This is a genomic window from Leucobacter tenebrionis (assembly GCF_019884725.1).
In the GTDB taxonomy this organism is placed as follows: Bacteria; Actinomycetota; Actinomycetes; order Actinomycetales; family Microbacteriaceae; genus Leucobacter; species Leucobacter tenebrionis.
In genome coordinates, this window is sequence record NZ_CP082322.1 from 2,833,963 (window position 1) to 2,854,927 (window position 20,965).

At 68.5% G+C, this 20,965-nt stretch carries 23 protein-coding genes; 17 read left to right on the plus strand and 6 right to left on the minus strand.

From position 1 onward, the window contains the following. Positions 1–76: 76 nt before the first annotated feature. The 3 genes from KVY00_RS13040 to erm form a co-directional block, all read right to left on the minus strand. Positions 77–1,402, minus strand: coding sequence for a DNA recombination protein RmuC (locus KVY00_RS13040; protein WP_223043305.1), 1,326 nt, complete (start codon positions 1,400–1,402; stop codon positions 77–79). 66 nt (positions 1,403–1,468) lie between these two features. Further along, positions 1,469–2,053, minus strand: a complete 585-nt coding sequence (locus KVY00_RS13045) for a 3'-5' exonuclease (protein WP_223043306.1) — start codon at positions 2,051–2,053, stop codon at positions 1,469–1,471. A 67-nt stretch (positions 2,054–2,120) separates the two neighbouring features. After that, entirely contained in the window at positions 2,121–2,942 is an 822-nt protein-coding gene (gene erm / locus KVY00_RS13050; RefSeq protein WP_223043307.1) for a 23S ribosomal RNA methyltransferase Erm, read from the minus strand. 517 nt (positions 2,943–3,459) lie between these two features. Between erm and KVY00_RS13055 the strand changes: the two genes are divergently transcribed. The 9 genes from KVY00_RS13055 (at position 3,460) to KVY00_RS13095 (ending at position 9,144) form a co-directional block, all read left to right on the plus strand. Further along, positions 3,460–3,780: an antibiotic biosynthesis monooxygenase family protein gene (locus tag KVY00_RS13055; RefSeq protein ID WP_223043308.1), complete on the plus strand. Its 321-nt coding sequence runs from the start codon at positions 3,460–3,462 to the stop codon at positions 3,778–3,780. A gap of 70 nt (positions 3,781–3,850) precedes the next feature. Further along, positions 3,851–4,924, plus strand: a complete 1,074-nt coding sequence (ychF, locus tag KVY00_RS13060; protein WP_223043309.1) for a redox-regulated ATPase YchF — start codon at positions 3,851–3,853, stop codon at positions 4,922–4,924. 89 nt (positions 4,925–5,013) lie between these two features. Continuing rightward, positions 5,014–5,235 carry a hypothetical protein gene (locus KVY00_RS13065; protein WP_255572647.1) on the plus strand — a complete coding sequence of 74 codons (222 nt, stop codon included), beginning with the start codon at positions 5,014–5,016 and terminating at the stop codon, positions 5,233–5,235. A gap of 174 nt (positions 5,236–5,409) precedes the next feature. Then, positions 5,410–6,345: an NAD-dependent epimerase/dehydratase family protein gene (locus KVY00_RS13070; RefSeq protein WP_223043310.1), complete on the plus strand. Its 936-nt coding sequence runs from the start codon at positions 5,410–5,412 to the stop codon at positions 6,343–6,345. An 87-nt stretch (positions 6,346–6,432) separates the two neighbouring features. Further along, on the plus strand, positions 6,433–6,642 hold the full coding sequence (locus tag KVY00_RS13075; protein WP_223043311.1) for a DUF4287 domain-containing protein: 210 nt from the start codon (positions 6,433–6,435) through the stop codon (positions 6,640–6,642). Between the two features lie 192 nt (positions 6,643–6,834). Further along, a complete protein-coding gene (locus tag KVY00_RS13080) occupies positions 6,835–7,191 on the plus strand; it encodes a hypothetical protein (RefSeq protein WP_223043312.1) in 357 nt (118 codons plus the stop codon). A 126-nt stretch (positions 7,192–7,317) separates the two neighbouring features. Next, complete coding sequence (locus KVY00_RS13085; protein WP_223043313.1) at positions 7,318–7,749, plus strand: VOC family protein; 432 nt, start codon at positions 7,318–7,320, stop codon at positions 7,747–7,749. A gap of 35 nt (positions 7,750–7,784) precedes the next feature. Then, positions 7,785–8,594 carry an alpha/beta fold hydrolase gene (locus tag KVY00_RS13090; RefSeq protein ID WP_255572648.1) on the plus strand — a complete coding sequence of 270 codons (810 nt, stop codon included), beginning with the start codon at positions 7,785–7,787 and terminating at the stop codon, positions 8,592–8,594. Positions 8,595–8,661: 67 nt separating this feature from the next. Further along, positions 8,662–9,144 (plus strand): GNAT family N-acetyltransferase, encoded by a 483-nt coding sequence (locus KVY00_RS13095; protein ID WP_223043314.1) that lies wholly within the window; start codon positions 8,662–8,664, stop codon positions 9,142–9,144. Positions 9,145–9,193: 49 nt separating this feature from the next. Here KVY00_RS13095 and KVY00_RS13100 read toward each other — a convergent pair whose 3' ends face one another. Continuing rightward, positions 9,194–9,586 (minus strand): VOC family protein, encoded by a 393-nt coding sequence (locus KVY00_RS13100; protein WP_223043315.1) that lies wholly within the window; start codon positions 9,584–9,586, stop codon positions 9,194–9,196. Between the two features lie 196 nt (positions 9,587–9,782). Between KVY00_RS13100 and KVY00_RS13105 the strand changes: the two genes are divergently transcribed. The 4 genes from KVY00_RS13105 (at position 9,783) to KVY00_RS13120 (ending at position 13,154) form a co-directional block, all read left to right on the plus strand. After that, entirely contained in the window at positions 9,783–10,538 is a 756-nt protein-coding gene (locus KVY00_RS13105; RefSeq protein ID WP_223043316.1) for a GTP pyrophosphokinase, read from the plus strand. 62 nt (positions 10,539–10,600) lie between these two features. Continuing rightward, complete coding sequence (locus KVY00_RS13110; protein WP_223043317.1) at positions 10,601–11,356, plus strand: phosphotransferase; 756 nt, start codon at positions 10,601–10,603, stop codon at positions 11,354–11,356. 92 nt (positions 11,357–11,448) lie between these two features. After that, a complete protein-coding gene (locus KVY00_RS13115; RefSeq protein WP_223043318.1) occupies positions 11,449–12,372 on the plus strand; it encodes a homocysteine S-methyltransferase family protein in 924 nt (307 codons plus the stop codon). A 59-nt stretch (positions 12,373–12,431) separates the two neighbouring features. Continuing rightward, complete coding sequence (locus KVY00_RS13120; protein ID WP_255572649.1) at positions 12,432–13,154, plus strand: hypothetical protein; 723 nt, start codon at positions 12,432–12,434, stop codon at positions 13,152–13,154. On the opposite strand, the gene KVY00_RS13125 is transcribed toward KVY00_RS13120, so the two are convergent. Beyond that, a complete protein-coding gene (locus KVY00_RS13125; RefSeq protein ID WP_223043319.1) occupies positions 13,151–13,936 on the minus strand; it encodes a CPBP family intramembrane glutamic endopeptidase in 786 nt (261 codons plus the stop codon). The genes KVY00_RS13120 and KVY00_RS13125 overlap by 4 nt on opposite strands. A 242-nt stretch (positions 13,937–14,178) precedes the next feature. Here KVY00_RS13125 and KVY00_RS13130 point away from each other — a divergent pair, with 242 nt between their 5' ends. The 4 genes from KVY00_RS13130 to KVY00_RS13145 all read left to right on the plus strand — a co-directional run bounded on the left by KVY00_RS13130 (position 14,179) and on the right by KVY00_RS13145 (position 19,621). Next, the gene (locus tag KVY00_RS13130) at positions 14,179–15,798 is read left to right on the plus strand and encodes a peptide ABC transporter substrate-binding protein (protein WP_223043320.1); all 1,620 of its coding nucleotides are present in this window, start codon (positions 14,179–14,181) and stop codon (positions 15,796–15,798) included. A 202-nt stretch (positions 15,799–16,000) separates the two neighbouring features. After that, on the plus strand, positions 16,001–16,927 hold the full coding sequence (locus KVY00_RS13135; protein WP_223043321.1) for an ABC transporter permease: 927 nt from the start codon (positions 16,001–16,003) through the stop codon (positions 16,925–16,927). Then, on the plus strand, positions 16,920–17,903 hold the full coding sequence (locus tag KVY00_RS13140; RefSeq protein ID WP_223043322.1) for an ABC transporter permease: 984 nt from the start codon (positions 16,920–16,922) through the stop codon (positions 17,901–17,903). The genes KVY00_RS13135 and KVY00_RS13140 overlap by 8 nt, the downstream gene beginning before the upstream one ends. Next, complete coding sequence (locus KVY00_RS13145; RefSeq protein ID WP_223043323.1) at positions 17,900–19,621, plus strand: dipeptide ABC transporter ATP-binding protein; 1,722 nt, start codon at positions 17,900–17,902, stop codon at positions 19,619–19,621. Before KVY00_RS13140 ends, KVY00_RS13145 begins: the two co-directional genes overlap by 4 nt. Positions 19,622–19,746: 125 nt before the next feature. On the opposite strand, the gene KVY00_RS13150 is transcribed toward KVY00_RS13145, so the two are convergent. Next, on the minus strand, positions 19,747–20,937 hold the full coding sequence (locus KVY00_RS13150; RefSeq protein ID WP_223043324.1) for a multidrug effflux MFS transporter: 1,191 nt from the start codon (positions 20,935–20,937) through the stop codon (positions 19,747–19,749). Positions 20,938–20,965: the final 28 nt, after the last annotated feature.

A 20,965-nucleotide genomic window follows, 5' to 3' on the forward strand; every position in this document is an offset into this window, starting at 1 on the left:
CTCCTGAGCTCGTTCCGCTCTGAACGCTCGGTGCGGTCGGCGGATGCGAAGTGCCGAACCGGGTGGCCCGACACCATCATGACGGATGGGGAAGCTCTGGATCGACACCTCCTTCGGAAAAAGTTTCTGCGGGTGTCGCTGCCGGTTCGTTCGCCGCTCCGTCGTCCGGTCGCAGCTCGGGGGCGACGAGCGGACGGACCGCGTCCTCGAGCTGCGCGGGCTCGGTGCCGATCTTCTCGCCGTTGAGGGCGCTGATCTTGCGGGCGGTGGGGAGCACCTGCCGCTCAAGCGATCCGATGTAGGCGTTGTAATCCTGCACACCGCGGGAGAGGGTGCGGCCGAGCTTGTCGAGGTGCGCCGCGGTGCGCCCGAGGCGCGTGTGGAGCTGTCGGCTGAGATCGAAGAGCGTGCGCGCCTCAGCCGTGAGGGACTCCTGACGCCAGCTGTGGGCGACGGACTTGAGAATGGCCCAGAGGCTCACCGGCGAGGCCAGGGCCACGCGCCGTTCGAACGCGTACTCGAGCAGCAGCGGATCGGTGTCGAGCGCGCTCGACAGCAGGGACTCGCTCGGTACGAACGCGATGACGAACTCGGGGGAGTCGGGCAGCGCCGCGGCGTACTCGCGGTTGCTCAGCGCGAGGATGTGATCGCGCAGCGCTTTCGCGTGCCGGTTGAGCAGCGTCGTGCGACGCTCCCCGTCATCGACGTGCTGGGCCTCGAGATAGGCGTCGAACGGCACCTTCGCGTCGATCGCGATCGCCTTGCCGCCCGGCAGGTGCACGACCATGTCAGGACGGGCAGCACCGCGCTCGGTGGCGAGCTGCTGCTGCACCTCGAAATCGACGTGCTCGAGCATGCCGGCCGCCTCGATGATGCGGCGTAGCTGGGTCTCGCCCCAGAGCCCGCGAGTGTTGTTCGAGCGCAGGGCTGCCGCCAGGTTCTCGGCAGTGCCCCGCAGCTTCTCTTCCGCTCGGGCGGCCTCCCGGAGCTGCTCGGCCAGTTCGCCGTGCTGCGAAGCCCGCTGCTGCTCGATTGTGGCCACGGTCCGTTCGAGCTTGCCCAGCGAGTCGCGGAGCGGCGCGAGCTGCTGCAGCACGCGCTGCTCTTCGCGGTCGGCCTGCGAGCGCTGCTGCGCATTGACCTGGGCATCGCGCAGGCGATCCTCGAGCCCCTGCACCCGCGTCTCGGCTGCCGCGAGCTCCTCGCGCAGCAGTCGTGCCCCGTCCTCTGCATCGAGCCGGGCCTGCTGCACCGCGAGGGTGCGCTCGTGTTCGGCGCGCGAAGCAGCCTCGGCCATGCGCTGCGCTGCCGCAGCGCCGGCGATCCGGTGGCCGGCTGCGGCGCCCGCGATGCCGAAGACCAGGGCCGTGATGACGACCAGGAGGAGCGTGAGAACTGTCATGCGGCTATGGTCTCAGGGACCACTGACATTCTTGGGACACGACTCGAATGACAGTCCGCGCGCCGGTTACAGCTTGAGCGGGATCGCCTTGAGCTGCTGGATGCGCAGGCCCGTCTTCTTCGCGAGGGCGGCCAGGTCGCCGACCTCGTGGCGGCGCGCCGCGTCGGAGATGATCGCGGCGCACGCCTCGGCATCGGCGAGCGCGTCGTGGTGCGCGAAATCTCCGAACCCGGCCGCCTCGGCCGCGAGCGGGAGCCTGTGGGAGGGCAGCTCGTAGGTCTTGCGCGAGACCTGAACGCTGCAGAGGTAGCGCAGCCTGGGCGTCGGAGTGATGGTCTCGGCACAGGCCGCGCGGATCACCCCCATGTCGAAGCTCGCGTTGTGCGCCACGGTCACGTCGTCGCCGATGAAACCGCGTAGATCCTCGAGCTGCTCGGCCCAGTCTCGAGCATCCACCACCATCTCGGCCGTGATGCCGTGGATCTTGATGTTGAAGGGGAGGAACGCCGCGTGCGCTCGGGGCGGGCGGATCAGCCACTCGACGCGATCCACCACCCGCCCGTCGCGCACGCGCACCATGCCGACCGCGCAGGCCGAAGATGGGTGGCTGTTGGCGGTCTCGAAATCGATGGCGGTGAAGTCGACGGACACGCATCTAGGGTGGCACACGCGTCTGACATTCACGCCGCCGGTGCTCCGAAGCCGGCCGACCCCGGGCTCAGCGCCCCGAGAAACTCCGCCAGAGGCTCGCCCACTGGGACGGAGTGAGATCCCGGGGGAGCGCCGCAGGGGACACCGAGGCGCGGCTCAGAGCGGCGGCACCCGCTGAGCGGCTCATCCCGAGACCCCTCTGCAGGATCTGGCCGATCCCGCGCCCGCGAGCGGTGAAGACCCGCCGCACGAACCGCTCGTACGCCGCCCGCTCCGAGAGCGGGACCAGGGGTGCGCGGCGACGAGAGACGTCGAGCAGTCCGCCGTCGACTCCGGGGACCGGCCGGAACGCCCGGGCCGGCACGCGGCATCGCAGCTGGAAGTCGAACCAGGGCGCCGACTGGCCGGTGAGGAGCGTCCCGCCGCCCACGCCGGCGCGCTTCCGCGCCACCTCCCACTGAGTGACGAGGATCGCCCGCTCCCACTCGGGGGAGCGCAGCAGCTTGCGCAGCAGGGGCGTCGTGAGGTGGAACGGGAGGTTGCCGACGACGACCCGCGCGTCGAGAGCGGTGTGCAGGGCGTCGGCGTGCACGACCGTCGCGCGCGGGAAGCGCTGTCGGAGCCGGCGAACGCGGTGCTCGTCGAGTTCCACGAGCGTGAGAGGGCGTCCGAGTCGTGCGAGGCCGGCGGTGAGCGCGCCGTCGCCGGGGCCGATCTCGAGGAGAGGCCCCTCCGTGTCGCGAGCGAGATCTACGATCCGCTCGATCGTGGGTCGGTGGTGCAGGAAATTCTGACCGAGTTCGTGGCGGCCGCCGTAGCGGGATCGGTCATCGCTGGAGCGACGGGGCTGGTGGGAGGGACGATGGTCTGAGTGGGCGTGGGCATGCATGATGCGCTCCATCCGAGAGGGGGTGAAGCGCCCGGAGGCGTGTCGGAGCAGCGGCCTTCCGAGCGCGATGGGCTCGGAGGTCGGCGCGACGAACTGCCCGGCGTGCGAGGGGCGCCCTCAGTGGGCACGCCCGCGGCTCACAGCGGGGCAGAGGTTCGGGATCGCGCCGTCAGGCGCGGCGATCCCGGAAGAAAGCGCGCTGACCGAGCGCGCTGCACAGAGTTCCCATGCGCTCCACCGTAGCAGGGAGCGGCCGCGGTGTCAGCCCGGGCCGGGCGGGGCCGGTGCACGGAGCTTCCCGGCGCCGAGATACGGATTCCGCATGGAGGATCGCGGATCCGCGTGCGAGATCCGCCTCTCGAGAGGTCGATAACGGCTGCGGTCCACGGAGTTCAGAGCACTTTTCGACCTCTCGCGAAGAAGAGTGAGGGCTTGGATGGGCCGATCCGCGATACCGTGGGTGCGATCCCTCGATCCAACACGCGATTCGAGCCGCAGAATGAAAGGCCGGTGGCCCATGTCCGTCGTCAAGATCAACGCCATCTCCGTCCCCGAGGGCAAGGGACCCGAACTGGAGGCGCGATTCGCCGCCCGCAAGCACGCGGTGGACTCCTCGCCCGGCTTCGAGGGCTTCCAGCTGCTGCGCCCGGTGCAGGGCGATGACCGATACTTCGTGGTCACGCAGTGGGAGACCGAGCAGCACTTCGAGGCGTGGCGCGATTCGCGCGGAAACGCCGACGCCCACGCGCGCCCCGAGGGGGAGCAGCCGCGCAAGCCCGTCGCGACCGGGGCCGAGCTGCTCGAGTTCGAGGTCGTCGACCTCGACAGCCTGAGCTGAGGCCCGGCCCGAGGGGGCCGATCCCGCCGCTCGGAGTGCGGCGCCCCGACGGCGGGTAGACTGATCCCTCGTGGCTCTTACTATCGGCATCGTAGGTCTCCCCAACGTGGGCAAGTCGACCCTCTTCAACGCGCTCACCCAGAACGACGCTCTCGCGGCGAACTACCCGTTCGCGACGATCGAGCCGAACATCGGTGTGGTGAACCTGCCCGATCCCCGACTCGACAAGCTCGCCGAGATCTTCGGCAGCGAGCGGATCCTGCCCGCCCCCGTCAGCTTCGTGGATATCGCCGGCATCGTGCGCGGCGCAAGCGAGGGCGAAGGGCTCGGCAACCAGTTCCTCGCGAACATCCGCGAGGCCGACGCGATCGCCCAGGTCGTGCGCGGTTTCAGCGACCCCGACGTGGTGCACGTCGACGGCGCGGTCGATCCCGCGAGCGACATGGAGACGATCAACACCGAGCTGATCATCGCCGACATGCAGACCCTCGACAAGGCGCTCGTGCGCTTCGAGAAGGAACTGAAGAACCGCAAGATCGACGCCTCGGTGGTCGAGACCGCGAAGGCGGCCCGCGCTGCGCTCGACGAGGGCAAGGTGCTCTCGCACGCGGGTATCGACCTCGAGCCGATCAAGGAGCTCGGGTTGCTCACCGCGAAGCCATTCCTCTACGTGTTCAACGTGGACGAGACGGTGCTGCAGGATCAGGCGAAGCTCGACGAGCTCTCGGCCCTGGTCGCTCCCGCGAAGGCGATCTTCCTCGACGCGAAGATCGAGAGCGAGCTCATCGAGCTCGACCCCGAGGATGCCGCGGAGCTGCTGGCCTCGATCGGGCAGGAGGAGAGCGGGCTGGACCAGCTGGCCCGCGTCGGCTTCGACACTCTCGGCCTGCAGACCTACCTCACCGCGGGGCCGAAGGAGGCCCGGGCCTGGACCATCAAGAAGGGCGCCACCGCGCCCCAGGCTGCCGGCGCGATCCACACCGACTTCGAGAAGGGCTTCATCAAGGGCGAGATCATCTCGTTCGACGACCTCGTCGAGTGCGGCTCGGTCGCCGAGGCGCGCGCCAAGGGCAAGGCCCGTATGGAGGGCAAGGACTACATCATGCAGGACGGCGATGTCTGCGAGTGGCGGTTCAACGTCTAGCGAGGTCTTCGAGCCGAGTGTTATCGACGCTCGGGTCCCGAGGGTCCCTTGGCTCCGCGATCAGGTTGTTCGGTGGCGAAAGGACCGCGATGCCTGAAACGATGCCGGACGGGCTCGCGGAGGATCCCTTCTCCTACGAGATCGTGAAGAGCGGCGAGGTCCGCATCAGTCGCGCCGGTCGGGTGGTGACCGTGGTGCGGGGAGCGGCGGCCGCGAAGCTCGCCTCTCGACTCGGGTACGGAGCCCTGCGGGATCAGCAGGCGCTGGCCCGGGCCACCGGCAATTACCGTCGGGGCAACGAGCGCCGCTGAGCTCGAGCCCTGCCGGCGAAACCGGGCCCCTCTTTCGTCGGGCACGTATCACCCTCGAATGTTGACACCGCTCACATGCGCGGCCTACACTTAATGTGTTCGCTGTAAACATAGGTGTGATCCGGGTGTCGAACGCTCTCGACTGCCCGCTCGCACGGGGAGTCGAGGACCGCAATGCAGACGATTCTGGGGGCCAACGGGCAGATCGCCGTCGAGCTGGCGCGAGAGCTCCGCCGCACATCCGACACCGAACTGAGGCTGGTGAGTCGGAATCCCCGCAAGGTCAACGAGACGGACGCGCTCGCCCGCGCCGACCTGCTCGACGCAGAGCAGACCCGAATTGCGGTCGAGGGGAGCGACATCGTGTATTTCACCGCCGGCCTGCCCGCGAACACCGAGCTGTGGGAACGGCAGTTCCCGAGCATGCTCCGCAACGCGCTCGATGCGGCCCGCGCAGCCGGTGCGAAGTTCGCTTACTTCGACAACACCTACATGTACCCGCAGGATGACCGTCTTCAAGACGAGCGGACGCCGTTCGAGCCGGTCGGACGCAAGGGCGTCGTCCGTGCGCGGATGGCGACGATGGTGCTCGAGGAGATGGCGCGGGGCGACATCCCGGTGCTGGTCGCACGGGCCCCCGAGTTCTACGGCCCGGGCCGCACTCAGGGCTTCACGAACGCTCTCGTCATCGACCGGTTGCAGGCAGGCAAGAAGCCGCTCGTGCCGGTGCGCGATGATCGGCTGCGCACGCTCATCTGGACCCCCGATGCGAGCCGCGGCCTCGCGGCCCTGGGCAACGCCCCCGACGCCTACGGGCAGACCTGGCATCTGCCTGCCGACGACGAGCGGCCGACCTACCGCGAGTTCGTGGAGATGGCGGCGGAGGCGTTCGACCGTGAGCCGAGCTACCGCGTCATCCCGAAGTGGGTTCTGACCGCGGCTGGAGCGGTCAACGCGCAGGCGAAGGAGATCCGCGAACTGCTGCCTCGGTACGCAAGCGACAACCTCTTCGACTCGTCGAAGTTCAAATCGCGCTTCCCGGGGTTCGAGGTGACCACCTACCGCGAGGGTCTCGGCATCATCGCCGACGAGGCTCGCGCGCGGAGCTGACGAGGATCACGGGCTGCTCCGCAGAGGCGCGCCTGGCGTGTCGATCCGCATCCTCCTAGTGTGGACCTGGAACGGAAGGGGTGCCAGATGGCAGACGCGCTGCAGGGACCGAAATCGTACTTCCCGTCGATCGAGGCGAAGTACGGCAGGTCGATCGACGAGTGGATCGAGCTGCTCCGCCCGCATGCGGGCGAGAAGCACATGGAGCAGGTCGCGTTCCTGAAGGAACAGGGGATGGGGCACGGACACGCGAACGCTCTCGTGCACGTCTTCCGCGCCGAGCACGACGGCGCCTGAGCGGAGCCGTCGGGCGCAACGCGATGATGTCGTCGGCGACCGGCATCGGTTTCGGCTTCGATGACGAAACGCTCGATGCGCAGTGCGCGAGGGGCATCGGGATGGATCTGCTCGGAGCCGGCGGGTACCGTCTTCATCCTCGAAGCGAGTCTCTGGCTCTCGGAGCAAGCAAAACAGAGAAAGGAATCCGGCATGGGAAAGCGGAAGACGCCCGAGGAGAAGGCCGACGAGGAGCGCCGCTACATGCTCGCCGCCGCTGCGGCGACGGATGAGGAGTTCGAATCCTTCTTCGCTGATCCGAACCAAGCGATCCGCAACGCGGCGGCTCTGAATCCCGACGCGAGCGTCGCGGTGCTCGATCGTTTCGCCGACGATCGCTTCTGGAGCGTCAGAGTCGCCGTCGCCGAACACCCCAACACGGCTCGGAAGACGCTGCTCCGCCTCGTCGCCGGCGCTCCGAGCGCGCGGGGCGTCGTCTACCACGCCGCCCGTGCCCGGCTCGAGCGGGACGGGGTGCGATTCGACGAGGCCGGGTTCCCCGTCGAGTGAGCGGATCCTCCGGGACTCCCGGAGCTGCGGCCGGCAGCGGAAACGCTCGGCACGATGGGGGTTCTGCAATCGGCCCCGCGCGAGCATACTGGGGAGTACCGACACTGGACACCGAAGGAGCGCGTCATGCCTCAGTCACTCGCAACCTACATCGCACTGCCGGGAACGACGGGCGAGGCGATGGAGCACTGGCACGAGATATTCGGCGGTGAGCTGAACATCATGCGCTACGGCGACGCGCCGCCGATGGAGGGGATGCCGTTCACTCCCGATCCGAAGGCCGTCGCGCACTCCACGCTCGTGCTGCCCGGAGGCGCGGGAGTCATCGCCGGCGGTGACGCCATGGATTCGGAGAACGACTACCCCGTGCGCGGCACCGCCTACTCGCTGCTCTACACCACGGACACGCCGGAGGAGGCGCAGGGGCTGATCCAGAAGCTCGTCGACGGGGGCGGAGAGATCGGCATGCCGTTCGAGAGGGCGCCATGGGGCGACTGGTACGGCCAGGTCTTCGACCGCTTCGGGGTGATGTGGGCGTTCTCCTGCGCGAGCGCCTGATTCCGGGCGGAGCCGGGGCGGAGTAGCGTGGAAGCGTGACTGGCCACTCTCAGCCCCGTATCCACTCGACCGTGGTGGGCGACGCGGCGAATGCCGGGCATCGCGTCGTGTTCCTGCACGGCCTCTTCGGCCGGGGCAAGAATCTCACGAGGATCGCCGCGGGTCTCGAACCCGAGGCCGCGAGCCTGCTCGTCGACCTGCCCAATCACGGCAGGTCGGACTGGACCGACGGTTTCGACTATCTCGAGATCGCCGATCTCGTCGCGGAGCACGCCCGTGCGGCCTTCCCGGGCGCCCCGGTCGATGTGGTCGGCCACTCGATGGGCGGCAAGGCGGCCATGGTGCTCGCGCTGCGCCACCCGGACCTGGTGCGCAGGCTCGCGATCCTCGATATCTCCCCGGTCGCCTCGGGATCCTCGCGCGGCGAGTTCCGCCACCTGCTCGATTCGCTCGCCGGTCTCGACCTCGGAGCCGTCGAGCGTCGCTCTGACGCGGACCTCGCGCTGCGCGCCGCGATCCCGAACGACGGCGTGCGGGGGTTCCTGCTGCAGAACCTGCGCCGCGGCGAGCGGGGGTTCGAGTGGGAGCCGAATCTGGCGCTGCTGCGGGCGCAGCTATCGGAGGTGATGGGGTTCCCCGATCTGACGGGCCAGCAGTTCACGGGGCCGGTGCTGTGGATCGGCGGAGAGCGGTCCGACTACATCGCCGATGAGGACGCCCCGGCGATGCGCGCCCTCTTCCCCCGCACGCGTCGGGTGACCGTGAAGGGCGCCGGCCACTGGGTGCACTCGGAGAAACCCGACGAGGTCATCTCGGCGCTGCGAGCGTTCCTGCTGAACGACTGACCGAGGGCGGTGCGAGGCCCGGGCAGGGGCGGGGTGATAATGGGTCATGGGCATCCCTCCTCCGGTCATGACTCGCCCGCTCGGCGAGGACGAGGGCGAACTGCTGCTCGAAGCGGCGCTCGGCAATTTCAACTGGAAGACGCCGCTCTTCACGCCCCAGCAGGTGCGCGAACGACCCGATCTCGACCGGTACACGAGGTTCGTACCCGAGCGCGGTGATTTCGGTGTGGTCGCTCAGGCGCGCGAGGGCCCGGTGGGTGTGGCGTGGGCGCTGTACCTGCCGGCGGAGGAGCCCGGGTACGGGTGGATCGACGCGGTGACGCCGGAGTTCTGCGTCTGGGTGCACGAGGCGTGGAGAGGGCGCGGGATCGGGCGCATGCTCACCGGTCGACTGCTCACCGCAGCGCGCGTGCGCGAGGTGCCGCGGGTGAGCCTGTCGGTCGACTGGCGCAACGTGCGGGCGAAGATGCTCTACATGGATCTCGGCTTCGTGCCGGTTCCGGGCGGCGAGACCTACGGCGTGCTGCTCTGGACCAACCCGTGGGTGTGACGGGCGGCCGACGGAGCGCCGCGGGCGCCGACGGAGCGGAGACGCGGGATCAGTTCTCGCAGAGGCAGAACGGATGGCCGGCGGGATCGAGGAAGACCATGAACGTGCCCTCCTCGCTCGGCTGGACCTCGTGCCGTACCGCGCCCGCGGCCTCTGCGAGGGGCGCGGCTTCGGCGATCGAATCGACGTAGAGATCGAGGTGCGCCTGCTGCGGGATCGGGCCCGTCGGCCAGTCGGGGGCGCGGTAATCGGGCACTTCCTGGCACGCGATCGAGAAGCCGGGGCTCTCGCCCTGCGGGGGAACCACGTCCACCCAGTCGGGATCCTCCTCTGACGAATCCGCTCGCCACCCCAGCAGGCGCGCGTAGAACTGCGCGAGAGCCGCGGCATCGGGGCAGTCGATGGCGTATACATGGCGGGTGGCTCGGATGGATGTGCTCATGCCGGGCAGTGTAAGGCGGATCGCGTGACGGCGGAAGGGCCTTGCCTTTTCGTGCTCGGGCCCCGCTCCTCGGACCCGTCTGAGGACCCGCCTGAGGACCCGTCCCCGCCCGCGTCCGAGGAACCGCAGGGGGACGCCGAGCCCGGACCCCGGGAGTCTCAGCCCCTTCCGACGTCGGCCCGCTAGCCTGTGCCACATGAGCAATGCCGCAGTCGACAGCTTTGATCCGAGCTCGGACGAGGAGGAGAACGACGACGAGATCACCATCTCGGCCAGCGCGCTTCGCACCCTCGGCGACCAGATGCAGCGGTTTCTGCTCGAGTACCGCTTCGCGATGCAGGAGGTCGAGACGAAACTCGCGATCCTGCGCGAGGAATTCCTGCACATGCACGAGTACAACCCGATCGAGCACGTCTCGAGCAGGGTGAAGTCCGTCGACAGCCTCGTCGACAAGCTGCAGCGCCGCGGGCTCGGCACCGACTTCGACGAGATCCGCCGGGAGATCCACGACATCGCGGGTGTGCGGGTCACCTGCGCCTTCATCCGCGACGTGTACCGCCTCTTCGACCTGCTCACGCAGCAGGACGACATCACGGTGCTCGAGGTCGAGGACTACATCGAGCAGCCCAAGCCCAACGGGTACAAGAGCCTGCACACGATCATCTCGGTGCCCGTCTACCTGTCGAGCGGGCGGGTGGACGTGCCCGTCGAGGTGCAGTTCCGCACCATCGCCATGGACTTCTGGGCGAGCCTCGAGCACAAGATCTACTACAAGTACGCCCGTCAGGTGCCGGACGCCCTGACCGACGAACTCCGTCGCGCGGCCGAGGCCGCCGCGGAACTCGACACGCGCATGGAGCGGCTGCACGTGCAGGTGCACGGCGAGCAGCAGCTGCCGCCGACCTCGCCGATCGATCTGCGCAGCGTCTCGGAGCGCGTGCACCGCGCGTAGGCGTCCGTCGGCCGGGCGCCCTCGCTGCCGTGGATCCCCGTGCGCGGCGGTAGGGTCGATGCGTGGAGAACGAGCATCTGCCGGGCGGATCGGGTGGCGTGTGGCGCAGACGCGCGCCGGAAGGTGAGATCCGCGTGCACCGACCGACCGGGCCCTGGACGCCGGCGGTGCACGCGCTGCTCGCGCATCTGCACGAGCGAGGGCTCGACGGGGTGCCGCGCGTGCACGGTTTCGACGCCGACGGCCTCGAGGTGCTCGACTATCTGCCGGGCGAGACGCTCGATCCCGAATCCGAGCAGGCGAGTGACCGCGCGCTCGGGGAGGCCTCAGCCTGGTTGAGGCGCTTCCACGAGGCGGTGCGCGACTTCCGCCCCGGGGCCGTGGAGTGGCGGCAGGGGGTGCGGGATCTCGGCGACGACGAACTGATCTGCCACAACGATCCCGGCCTGTACAACTGGGTCGTGGTCGATGGCGGTTTCGCCGGCATGATCGACTGGGACCGGGCGGGTCCCGGCCGACCGATCGACGACCTCGCGTTCCTCTGCTGGTCGGGGGTGCCGCTGCTGCGCGAGATCCCCGTCGCCGATGCGGCGCGCAGGATCGCACTCGCCGCGGATTCGTACGGCGACGTCGATCCCGGCCAACTGCTCGACGCGGTCGATGCGCGCATGGAGCTCATCGCCCAGCGGTGGAGAACGGGGATCGAGCGGGGCGATCCAGGCACCATCGCGCTGCGCGATGCCGGTGTGATGGATCGTCATCTGGAGCGGGTGCGGGGGTTCTCCGGTCGCAGGGAATCGATCCGGCGCGCGTTGTAAAGACGTTACGCTGCGAGGCATCGCGGCTCGGAGCATGTGCAACACTGGGATCGGGGAGTGCCGCGCGGCGCGGCCTCGTGAGGAGCGCAAGCATGACGACGACCGGCGTGACGGATGCCACTGCGACCGGGGTCGGTCTCGCCGACGGCGGGATCGAGACCGCGTTGACGGAACGGCTGGGGCAGCGATTGCCCGAGTTCGCGGCGTTCATACTGCTCGACTCCGCCGAGGGGCGCGAGGCGCTTCGCGAATACTACCGCCCGTTCCTGCGCCTGGCGGTCGAGCACCGGCTGCCCATCGTGCTCGACACCGCCACGTGGCGTGCGAACACCGATTGGGGCGAGCGCCTCGGCTACGACCAGGAGGCGCTCGACGGGCTGAACGCCGACGCGGTGGCCCTGCTGCGAGAGCTCGTGGAGAACGAGGGAGACGGCTCGATCGAGGCCGTGGTCAACGGCTGCGTCGGCCCGCGCTTCGACGACCACTACATCGAGGGGCGCCGCATGACGCCGGCGGAGGCCGAGGAATATCACGCGCCCCAGGTTCGCGCGCTGGCCGAAGCCGGCGCGGATCGTGTGACGGCCGTTACGACGCTCGATGCGGCCGAGGGGATCGGAGTGGTGCGAGCCGCGCAGGCCTCCCGGATTCCCGCCGCGGTCTCCTTCGTCGTGGGTGAGGACGGGCTGATGGCTGACGGCAGCACCCTCGCGGAGGCCATCGCCGCCGTCGACGCCGAGACTGAGAACGCCGCGCTCGGTTTCCTGGTGAACTGCGCCCACCCCTCCGCTGTCGCAGAGGGGCTCGCGGCCTGCGCGGGCCGTGCGGAGCTGGACCGGCTGATCGGCTTCCGGCTGAACGCGGCCCACGACGGCGACGACGGACCGGGCGAAGCCCCTGAAGCCTTCGCGGCGCTCGAAGCGGGGCTGCGCGAGCTGGCGCCCAACGCGAGTATCTTCGGAGGGTGCTGCGGCACCGACACCCCGCACGTCGCCGCTCTCGCGGCGAGGCTGGCCTAGTCCGCGGCTTCATGCCGCGCGTTTACGGAGCGACCAGCTGTTGTGGTTAGGCTGGTGTCGTGAGTAGAGACCCATTCGAGGAGCTGTTCGGGGCGTCGAGCGACGATGCCCCGGAGTCGACACCGGCCCCCGTGCCCGCGCGCGAACGCCTCGCGCACGAGCAGGCGGAGCGCGTGCGCACTTCCCAGCTGCCGACTGGCAAACGCACGGCCCCCGCGGGCGCGAGCACCCAGGCCGGCGACCGCGCGGCGCAGGCGAAGCCGTGGATCGTGGTGGGCATCATCGCGCTCATCGCGCTCATCGCTTCGATCGTGGTGGTGAATCTCGCACGCGGTGCGCAGGAGGAACCGCCGCCGGTGACCGAGCCCACCACGACGCAGACACCCACTACCCCGTCTGAGCCGACGACATCGGAGGCGGAGACCGAAGCCGACGCGGACGCGGACGCGGATGGGGAGGATGCGGAGCCCGACGGTCCACCCCAGGTTGAAGTCGGAGCGACCTACGACATGAACATCGGGCCGTGGAATGCGACGTCGCAGATCTCGCAACGCTTCGGTTCGATCAGTTTCACCATTCCCGACAACACCAATCTCGTGCTCAACTCGGATCTGCTGAACTCCTTCCCCGACTCCTGCGCGGCGATGCGGCAGGGCTGGGGCGCCACGAAGACCGAGAGCGGCTACGAGGTGCTCAAGCCCGCCGAGCGGTGCGCTGAGGCCCCTGAACTGTATGACGAGGTGTGGGGCCTCGTCGACGCCTGGGTGAAGACGATCCGCTAGGCCGCGAAGAGCGCCGGCCAGAGCGCGAGAGCCAGCGGGTACCCCGCGAAGCTGACGATGTCGAGTATCCAGTGGGCCACGATGAGCGGGAGGGATCGGCCCCAGCGCTGATAGACCCAGCCGAAGACGAGGCCCATCACCACGTTGCCGATGAAGCCGCCGAAGCCCTGATAGAGGTGGTAGCTGCCGCGCAGCAGCGCGCTCGAGACGATGGTGGCCACCGGCCCCACCCCCAGTCGGCGCATGCGGTCGAAGAAGTAGGCCACGACGATCAACTCTTCCCCCAGCGCAGCCTTGAGCGCCTGCAGCACGAGCACGGGAACGGTCCACCAGAAGGCGTCGAGCGCCGTCGGCACGACGGTGGTGTTGATCCCGATCCACTTCGCGAACAGATAGAACCCGAGCCCGGGGATCCCGATGAGCGCGGCGAGGGCGAATCCGCCCGCGACCTCGCGCGGCCACCAGCGACGGCGAGTGCCGTCTCCCGCGCGCCCCAGCCCGAGCGCGGCCAGATGCGGGCGGCGCTCCCGCCACAGCAGGAAGACGACGAGCGCCACGGGTGCGAGGCCGAAGGCGAAGCCCAGCAACTGGTAGATCAGGTCGAAGAGCGGACGCTCCGCCAGGGGGCGGTTGATCGTCGCGGTCTGGGAGGCCAGTGCCGTCTCCCGCGTCAGGCGCTCGATGATCGACACGACCGCGTAGACGCCGGATGCGCCGAAGGAGAGCGCGAGCACGATGACGAGTTCCCAGCGCAGTTTCGCGGGTGAAGAGTGAGCGGCCACGGCACCAGCGTATCCCCGCTCAGCTGCAAAACATGGTGATTTCGCACAGTCGCGGTCGCCACTGGCGGGCAAACTTTTTCGGAGACCTACAGACCTCGATCACGATGCCGTTACGAGCCCGTTTTTGTCAGGACGGGCCTTCGGCGCTGGTTAGGCTGGGGGAGTTAATCGAATTCACTCCCGGGGGCGGATCTCGCCGAGGCGTGCCCGCGCCGGGGTGGAACTTTCAAGGAGGAAACCTAGTGAAGCGATCAAGGATTGGCTTCGGGTTCATCGCGCTGGCCGCAGCGGGTGCACTCGCGCTGTCGGGTTGCGCGTCGAACAGCGGAGGTTCGAACGAGGGCGGCGAGGCCACCGGCGGCGTCATCACCGTCAACAACACCGAGCCGCAGAAGGGCCTGATCCCGGCCGACACCACCGAGGTCGGCGGCGGCAAGGTCGTCGACGCGCTCTGGGAGGGCCTGGTCTACTACGACGCGGACGGCACGACCCAGATGGGCGTCGCCGAGTCGATCGAGCCCAAGAACGACACCAACACGCTGTGGGAGGTCAAGCTCCGCGACGATGCGGTCTTCTCCGACGGCACCCCGGTGCTGGCGAAGAACTTCGTCGATGCGTGGAACTACGCCGCGAACGTCGACAACGCTCTCGGCAACCAGTACTTCTTCAGCGCGATCAAGGGCTTCAGCGAGACGGAGCCGGTCGAGGCCATGGAAGGCCTGAAGATCATCGACGATCACACCTTCACGATCGAGGCGAGCCCCGACTTCCCCGACCGCCTGGGCTACTCAGCCTACTACCCGCTGCCCGATGTCGCGTTCGAGGACATGGAGGCCTTCGGCCAGAACCCGATCGGCAACGGCCTGTACAAGCTCGACGGCGAGGGCGCCTGGAAGCACGACGAGTCGATCAGCCTCGTGAAGAACGACACCTACGTCGGCCCGCGCGAGGTCAAGAACGACGGCATCGAGTTCAAGGTCTACGCCTCGCTCGACGCGGCCTACACCGATCTGCAGGCCGGCAACCTCGACGTGCTCGACCAGATCCCCGACACCTCGTTCGCGGTGTTCCAGGACGAGCTCGGCGACCGCGCCATCAACCAGGCGGGCGCGCTGACCACCACGCTCACCATCTCGACCAGCCTGCCGCACTTCGGCATGGACGAGGAGGGCAAGCTGCGCCGCGCCGCACTCTCGATGGCGGTGGATCGCGAGGAGATCATCGACGTGATCTTCGAGGGCACCAACGTGCCGGCCGAGGACTTCACCTCGCCCGTCGTCGACGGCTACGCCGAGGACCTCAAGGGCTCGGAGAAGCTGGACTTCAACCTCGACGAGGCGAAGAAGCTGTGGGCCGAGGCCGACGCGATCAGCCCCTTCGAGGGCACGATCGAGGTCGCGACGAACTCCGACGGCCCGCACCAGGTGTGGGTCGAGGCCGTCGCGAACCAGTGGGCCACGAACCTGGGCGTCTCCGCGGCGCCGAAGCTCTACCCGACCTTCGCGGCATTCCTCGATGACCGCGAGGCCGACAAGGTGGGCGGTCCGTTCCGCGCCGGCTGGCAGGGCGACTACCCGGGTGCGTACAACTACATGCAGCCGCTCTACTACACGGGCGCCAGCTCGAACCACGGCTTCTACTCGAACCCCGAGTTCGACGCCCTGCTCGACGAGGCCGTGCAGGAGAGCGACCACGATGCTCGCAACCAGAAGCTGAACGAGGCCCAGGAGATCCTGCTCGAGGACATGCCCTCGATCCCGCTGTGGTACCAGGGCACGACCGGCGGCTACAGCGAGAGCGTCGACAACGTGGAATTCGGTTGGAACTCGGTGCCGATCTTCAACGAGATCACCAAGAACTGACCCCTCACGAGGGTCCCGGGCCGCAGGCTCGGGGCCCTCGCCCCGTCTCAAGGCCGAGAGCCCCGCTCAGCGGGGCGCTCGGCCTTGAGACGGTCACAGCACTTCGAGCCGGAGACACCGTCGTCCCCGACTTCGTATCCCGAAACAATTGCGAGAGAATACGCAACATGTCAAGCCAATCTGAACGGGGAGGTATCGGCGCATGCTGAGATACATCCTCTTCCGTCTGCTGCAGGTGATCCCGGTGCTGCTGGGAACCACCTTCCTCATCTACTTCATGGTCTTCGCCATGCCGGGCGACCCGGTCGCCGCGATGTTCGGCGACAAGCAGCCGAGCGCCGCGGTGCTCGAGCGGGTGCGCGAGCAGTACCATCTCGATCAGCCCTTCTTCATCCAGTACCTGCTCTACCTCAAGGGCATCTTCGTCGGCGATCTCGGCATCAGCTTCTCGGGGGAGCCGGTGGCGCAGATCCTCGCCCGCACCTTCCCGGTGACCATCAAGCTCGCCGCGATGGCGATCGCCATCTCGCTCGTGCTCGCCGTGATCATCGGCCTCTTCTCGGGACTGCGCAAGGGCAAGCTCTTCGACAACATCAACCTGATCATCGGCCTGCTCTTCCTGAGCATCCCGATCTTCGTGATCGCGTTCATCGCCCAGTTCGGCCTCGGCCTCAAACTCGGCTGGTTCAAACCCACGGTGAGCTCGGGCGCTCCGGTGCAGGATCTGCTGCTGCCGGCCATCGTGCTCGGCGTGAGCCTCTACGCGACGAGCATGCGCCTCACCCGCGCCTCGGTCATCGATACGCTCAACCAGGATTTCGTGCGCACCGCATACGCGAAGGGGCTCAGCCGCAACCGGGTCGTGCCGGTCCACGTGCTGCGCAACTCGCTCATCCCGACGATCACCAACACCGCCACGGACTTCGGCGTGCTCATGGTCGGCGCGACCGTCACGGAGGGCATCTTCAACGTGCCCGGTGTCGGCAACGTGCTCTTCCAGGCCATCCTGAAGGGCGAGAACTCGACCGTCGTCTCCTTCGTCACCGTGATGGTGCTCATCTACCTCGGCGTGAACCTGGTCGTCGACCTCCTCTACGCCGTGCTCGATCCGAGGATCCGCTATGCCTGAGTCGCAGAATCAGTCACCCCAGCGCGGGCGCGCGCAGCGCCCGCCCATCGAGCACTTCGTCGCTCCCGTCGAAGAGGTGCCGGTAGCCCCCGTCGATGCCGTGCGCATCAAGGAGAAGAAGTCGAACCTGTGGCTCGACGCGTGGCGCGACATGCGCCGCCGCCCCATGTTCTGGATCTCGCTCGTGATCATCCTGGTGGTCGCGCTCGTCGCGCTGTTCCCCGGCATGTTCACGCAGGTGGATCCGCGCGCGAGTTCGCTCGCGAACTCCAACGGCGAACCCACCGCGGGCCACCCGCTCGGCTTCACCAAGCAGGGCTACGACGTCTACGCGCGCATCATCTACGGCGCCTCGACGTCGGTCTCCGTCGGTCTCATCGTGATCCTCATCACCTTCGTGGTGGGCACGATCACGGGGGCGCTCGCCGGCTTCTTCGGCGGGATGGCCGATACGGTGCTCTCGCGCCTCGGCGACATCTTCTTCTCGATCCCCTACATCCTCGCGGCCGTCGTCGTGATGAGCGTGATGCAGGACTACCGCAACCCGCTCGTGATCGCCTTCGCGATCGGCGGCTTCCAGTGGCCCATCACGGCGCGCATCGTGCGAAGCGAGATCCTCCGGGTCAAGAACGCCGACTTCGTGATGGCAGCGGCATCTCTCGGCCTTTCCCGCTTCGCAACGCTCGTGCGGCACGTGCTGCCGAACGCCCTGGCGCCCGCGATCGTCGTCACGACGCTCTCGCTGTCGTCGGCGATCGTGGCCGAGGCGACGCTGTCCTTCCTCGGCGTCGGCCTGCCCCCGGGCGAGTTCATCAGCTGGGGCAACGACATCAGCGCCGCGCAGCTCTCGCTGCGGACCGATCCGATGCCCCTCATCTACCCGTCGCTCGCGCTCACCGTCACCGTGCTGGGGTTCATCCTGCTCGGCGAGGTCGTGCGCGACGCGCTTGACCCGAAGGCGAGGGCCCGTCGATGAACGCAGGCACCCACCAGAACGAGCAGGGCGCGCAGCCGCTGCTGAGCGTGCGCGACCTGAGGGTCGCCTTCGGCTCGAAGAAGGAGCCGAACGAGGTGCTGCACGGCGTCTCGTTCGACGTGTACCCCGGTGAGACCGTGGCCATCGTCGGCGAGTCGGGATCCGGCAAGTCGACCACCATGCACGCCGTGATCAACCTGCTGCCCGGCACCGGCCGCACGACCGACGGCTCGGTGACCTGGAACGGGCGGGAGCTCGTCGGCATCGGACGCCGCGACATGGAGCGCATCCGCGGCCGCGAGATCGGCCTCGTTCCCCAGGATCCCATGTCGAACCTCAACCCGGTCTGGTCGGTCGGGTTCCAGGTCGAGGAAGCGATCCGCGCCAACGGGCTCGCGAAGGGGCGCAAGGAGGTCAAGCAGCGCGCCGTCGAGGTGCTCGAGCAGGCCGGCCTGCAGAACGCCGAGCAGCGCATGAAGCAGTACCCCCACCAGTTCTCGGGCGGTATGAAGCAGCGCGCGCTCATCGGTATCGGCCTCGCGGCGAGCCCGCAGCTGCTGATCGCCGACGAGCCGACCTCGGCGCTCGACGTGACGGTGCAGCGGGTGGTGCTCGACCACCTCGAGTCGCTCACGAGCGAGCTCGGCACGGCTGTCGTGTTCATCACGCACGACCTCGGCCTCGCGGCCGAGCGCGCCGAGAAGCTGATCGTCATGTACAAGGGCAACATCGTGGAGTCGGGGCCGAGCCGCGAGATCCTGCAGCACCCGCAGCACCCGTACACGAAGCGCCTCGTATCCGCCGCGCCGAGCCTCGCCTCTCGGCGCATCGGCTCCGACTCCGAGCTGCCGCCGGCGCCCACCGAGTCGTTCGATCTCGCGGCGCTCGCCGATGAGGAGAAGCCGACCGTGAAGCACGGCGAGCCGATGATCGAGGTCAAGGGGCTCGGCAAGGTCTACAAGATCCGCAAGGGCAACTTCGGTTTCGAGGACTTCCACGCCGTAGCGGATGCGTCGTTCACGGTGAACCGCGGCGAGACCATGGCGCTCGTCGGGGAGTCGGGCTCGGGCAAGTCGACCATCGCGAAGATGGTGCTGCAGCTCGAGAAGCCGACCTCGGGAGAGGTGCGGATCGCGGGCCAGAACACCGCGGGCATCTCGGGGCGCAACCTGTTCGATCTGCGGCGGACGCTGCAGCCCGTCTTCCAGGATCCCTACGGATCGCTCGATCCGCTGCACAACATCGGCAACACCATCATGGAGCCGCTGAAGATCCACGGTGTCGGCGACGCGGCGAGCCGTCGGGCTCGCATGCTCGAGCTGCTCGACCAGGTCGCCCTGCCGCGCGAGCTCGCGACCCGCTACCCGAACGAGCTCTCGGGCGGGCAGCGGCAGCGCGTCGCGGTGGCGCGCGGGCTCGCGCTCAAGCCCGACATCCTCGTGCTCGACGAGGCCGTGTCGGCGCTCGACGTGCTGGTACAGGCGCAGATCCTCGATCTGCTCGCCGAGCTGCAGCAGGAGCTGGGGCTCACCTACCTGTTCATCACGCACGATCTCGCGGTGGTGCGGCTCATCGCCGACCGCGTGTGCGTGATGCAGCAGGGGCGCATCGTCGAGCAGGCGACCACCGAGGAGGTGTTCGAGAACCCGCAGCAGGAGTACACGAAGAACCTGCTCGCGGCGATCCCCGGCGCCCAGATCGAGCTCGGGGTGGGCTGAGCACGCGGGCCCGGCCGGGACTCCGGTCCGGGCTCGCGCGCAGCCGAATGCACCGATCGACGTTCACGCACCTCGATCTCGTGGAAACAGGTGCGCGAACGTCGATCGGTGCTGGAACGGGTCGCTCAGGCCCGGCCGCGCACGTAGACGACCGCGCCCGCGCACGCCAGTACCGAGGCCGCGAGCACGAACGCCGCCATCGGTAGGGCCGTGTGCTCGCCCCAGGCACCGACGAGGGGAGACGCGAGGCCGCCCACGGCGAACTGGGCGGCACCGAGCAGCGCCGATCCTGCTCCCCGAGACGCCTCGGCCAGGCTCAGCGCGAGCGCGCTGGCGTTCGACATGATGAGCCCGGTGCCTCCGGTGAGTACGAAGGCGCAGACGATGAAGAGCGGCGGCGAGAGGGTATCGCTGAGCGAGGAGGCGGTGAGAGTCGCGCCCGAGGCGAGCGAGAGCACGCTGCCCATGAGCAGCATGCGGGAGGCGGGCACCTTGCCGGCCAGACGGGCGTTCACCATGTTCGCGAGGATCATCGCGCACGCGCCCGCCGCGAAGGCGAGCGAGTAGAGCAGCGGCGGCATGCCGAGCATGGTCTGCCCGACGAAGGGCGAAGCCGAGATATAGGCCATCATACTGCCGAACCCGAGCCCGAATACGCAGGTGAGCAGCAGGAAACGGGGGTCGCCGAGCAGCCTGCCGAAGTTGCGCACCGCGGTGCGCACGCCGGACGACGCGCGGCGGTCGCGGGGCAGTGATTCGGGGACGAGGATCAGCGCGAGTGCGAACATCGCCGTGGCGATGGCGGCGAGGGTTGCGAGCACCGCGCGCCAGTCGCCGAGGGTGAGGATCGCGCCGCCGATCGGGGGCGCGAGGAGCGGGCCGAGCCCGACGAACATCGCGATGAGGCTGATCGCGCGGATCGAGTCGGCGCCCTTCGTGAGGTCGACGGCGATGGCCCGGGAGACGACGACGCCCGCCGCCCCCGACATTCCCTGCACGGCGCGGAGCGCGATGAAGATGCCGATGTTCGGCGAGAACACCATCGCGATGCTCGAGGCGGCAAAGACGCCGAGGGCGATCACGAGTACTGGGCGCCGGCCGCACTGATCGGAGAGCGGGCCGAGCAGCAGCTGTCCGGTGCCCATGCCGACGAGGAAGGCGGTGAGGGTGAGCTGCACCGAGGAGGGCACCGCCCCCAGGTCGACCGCGATCGACGTGAACGATGCGAGGTACATGTCGGTCGCGAAGGGACCGACGGCCGCGAGGAAGGAGAGCACCGCGAGCAATCCGGGCGTGAGTCGGTCGCGTGCCATCATCCTTCCGATGGTATACGATCCGCGGAGT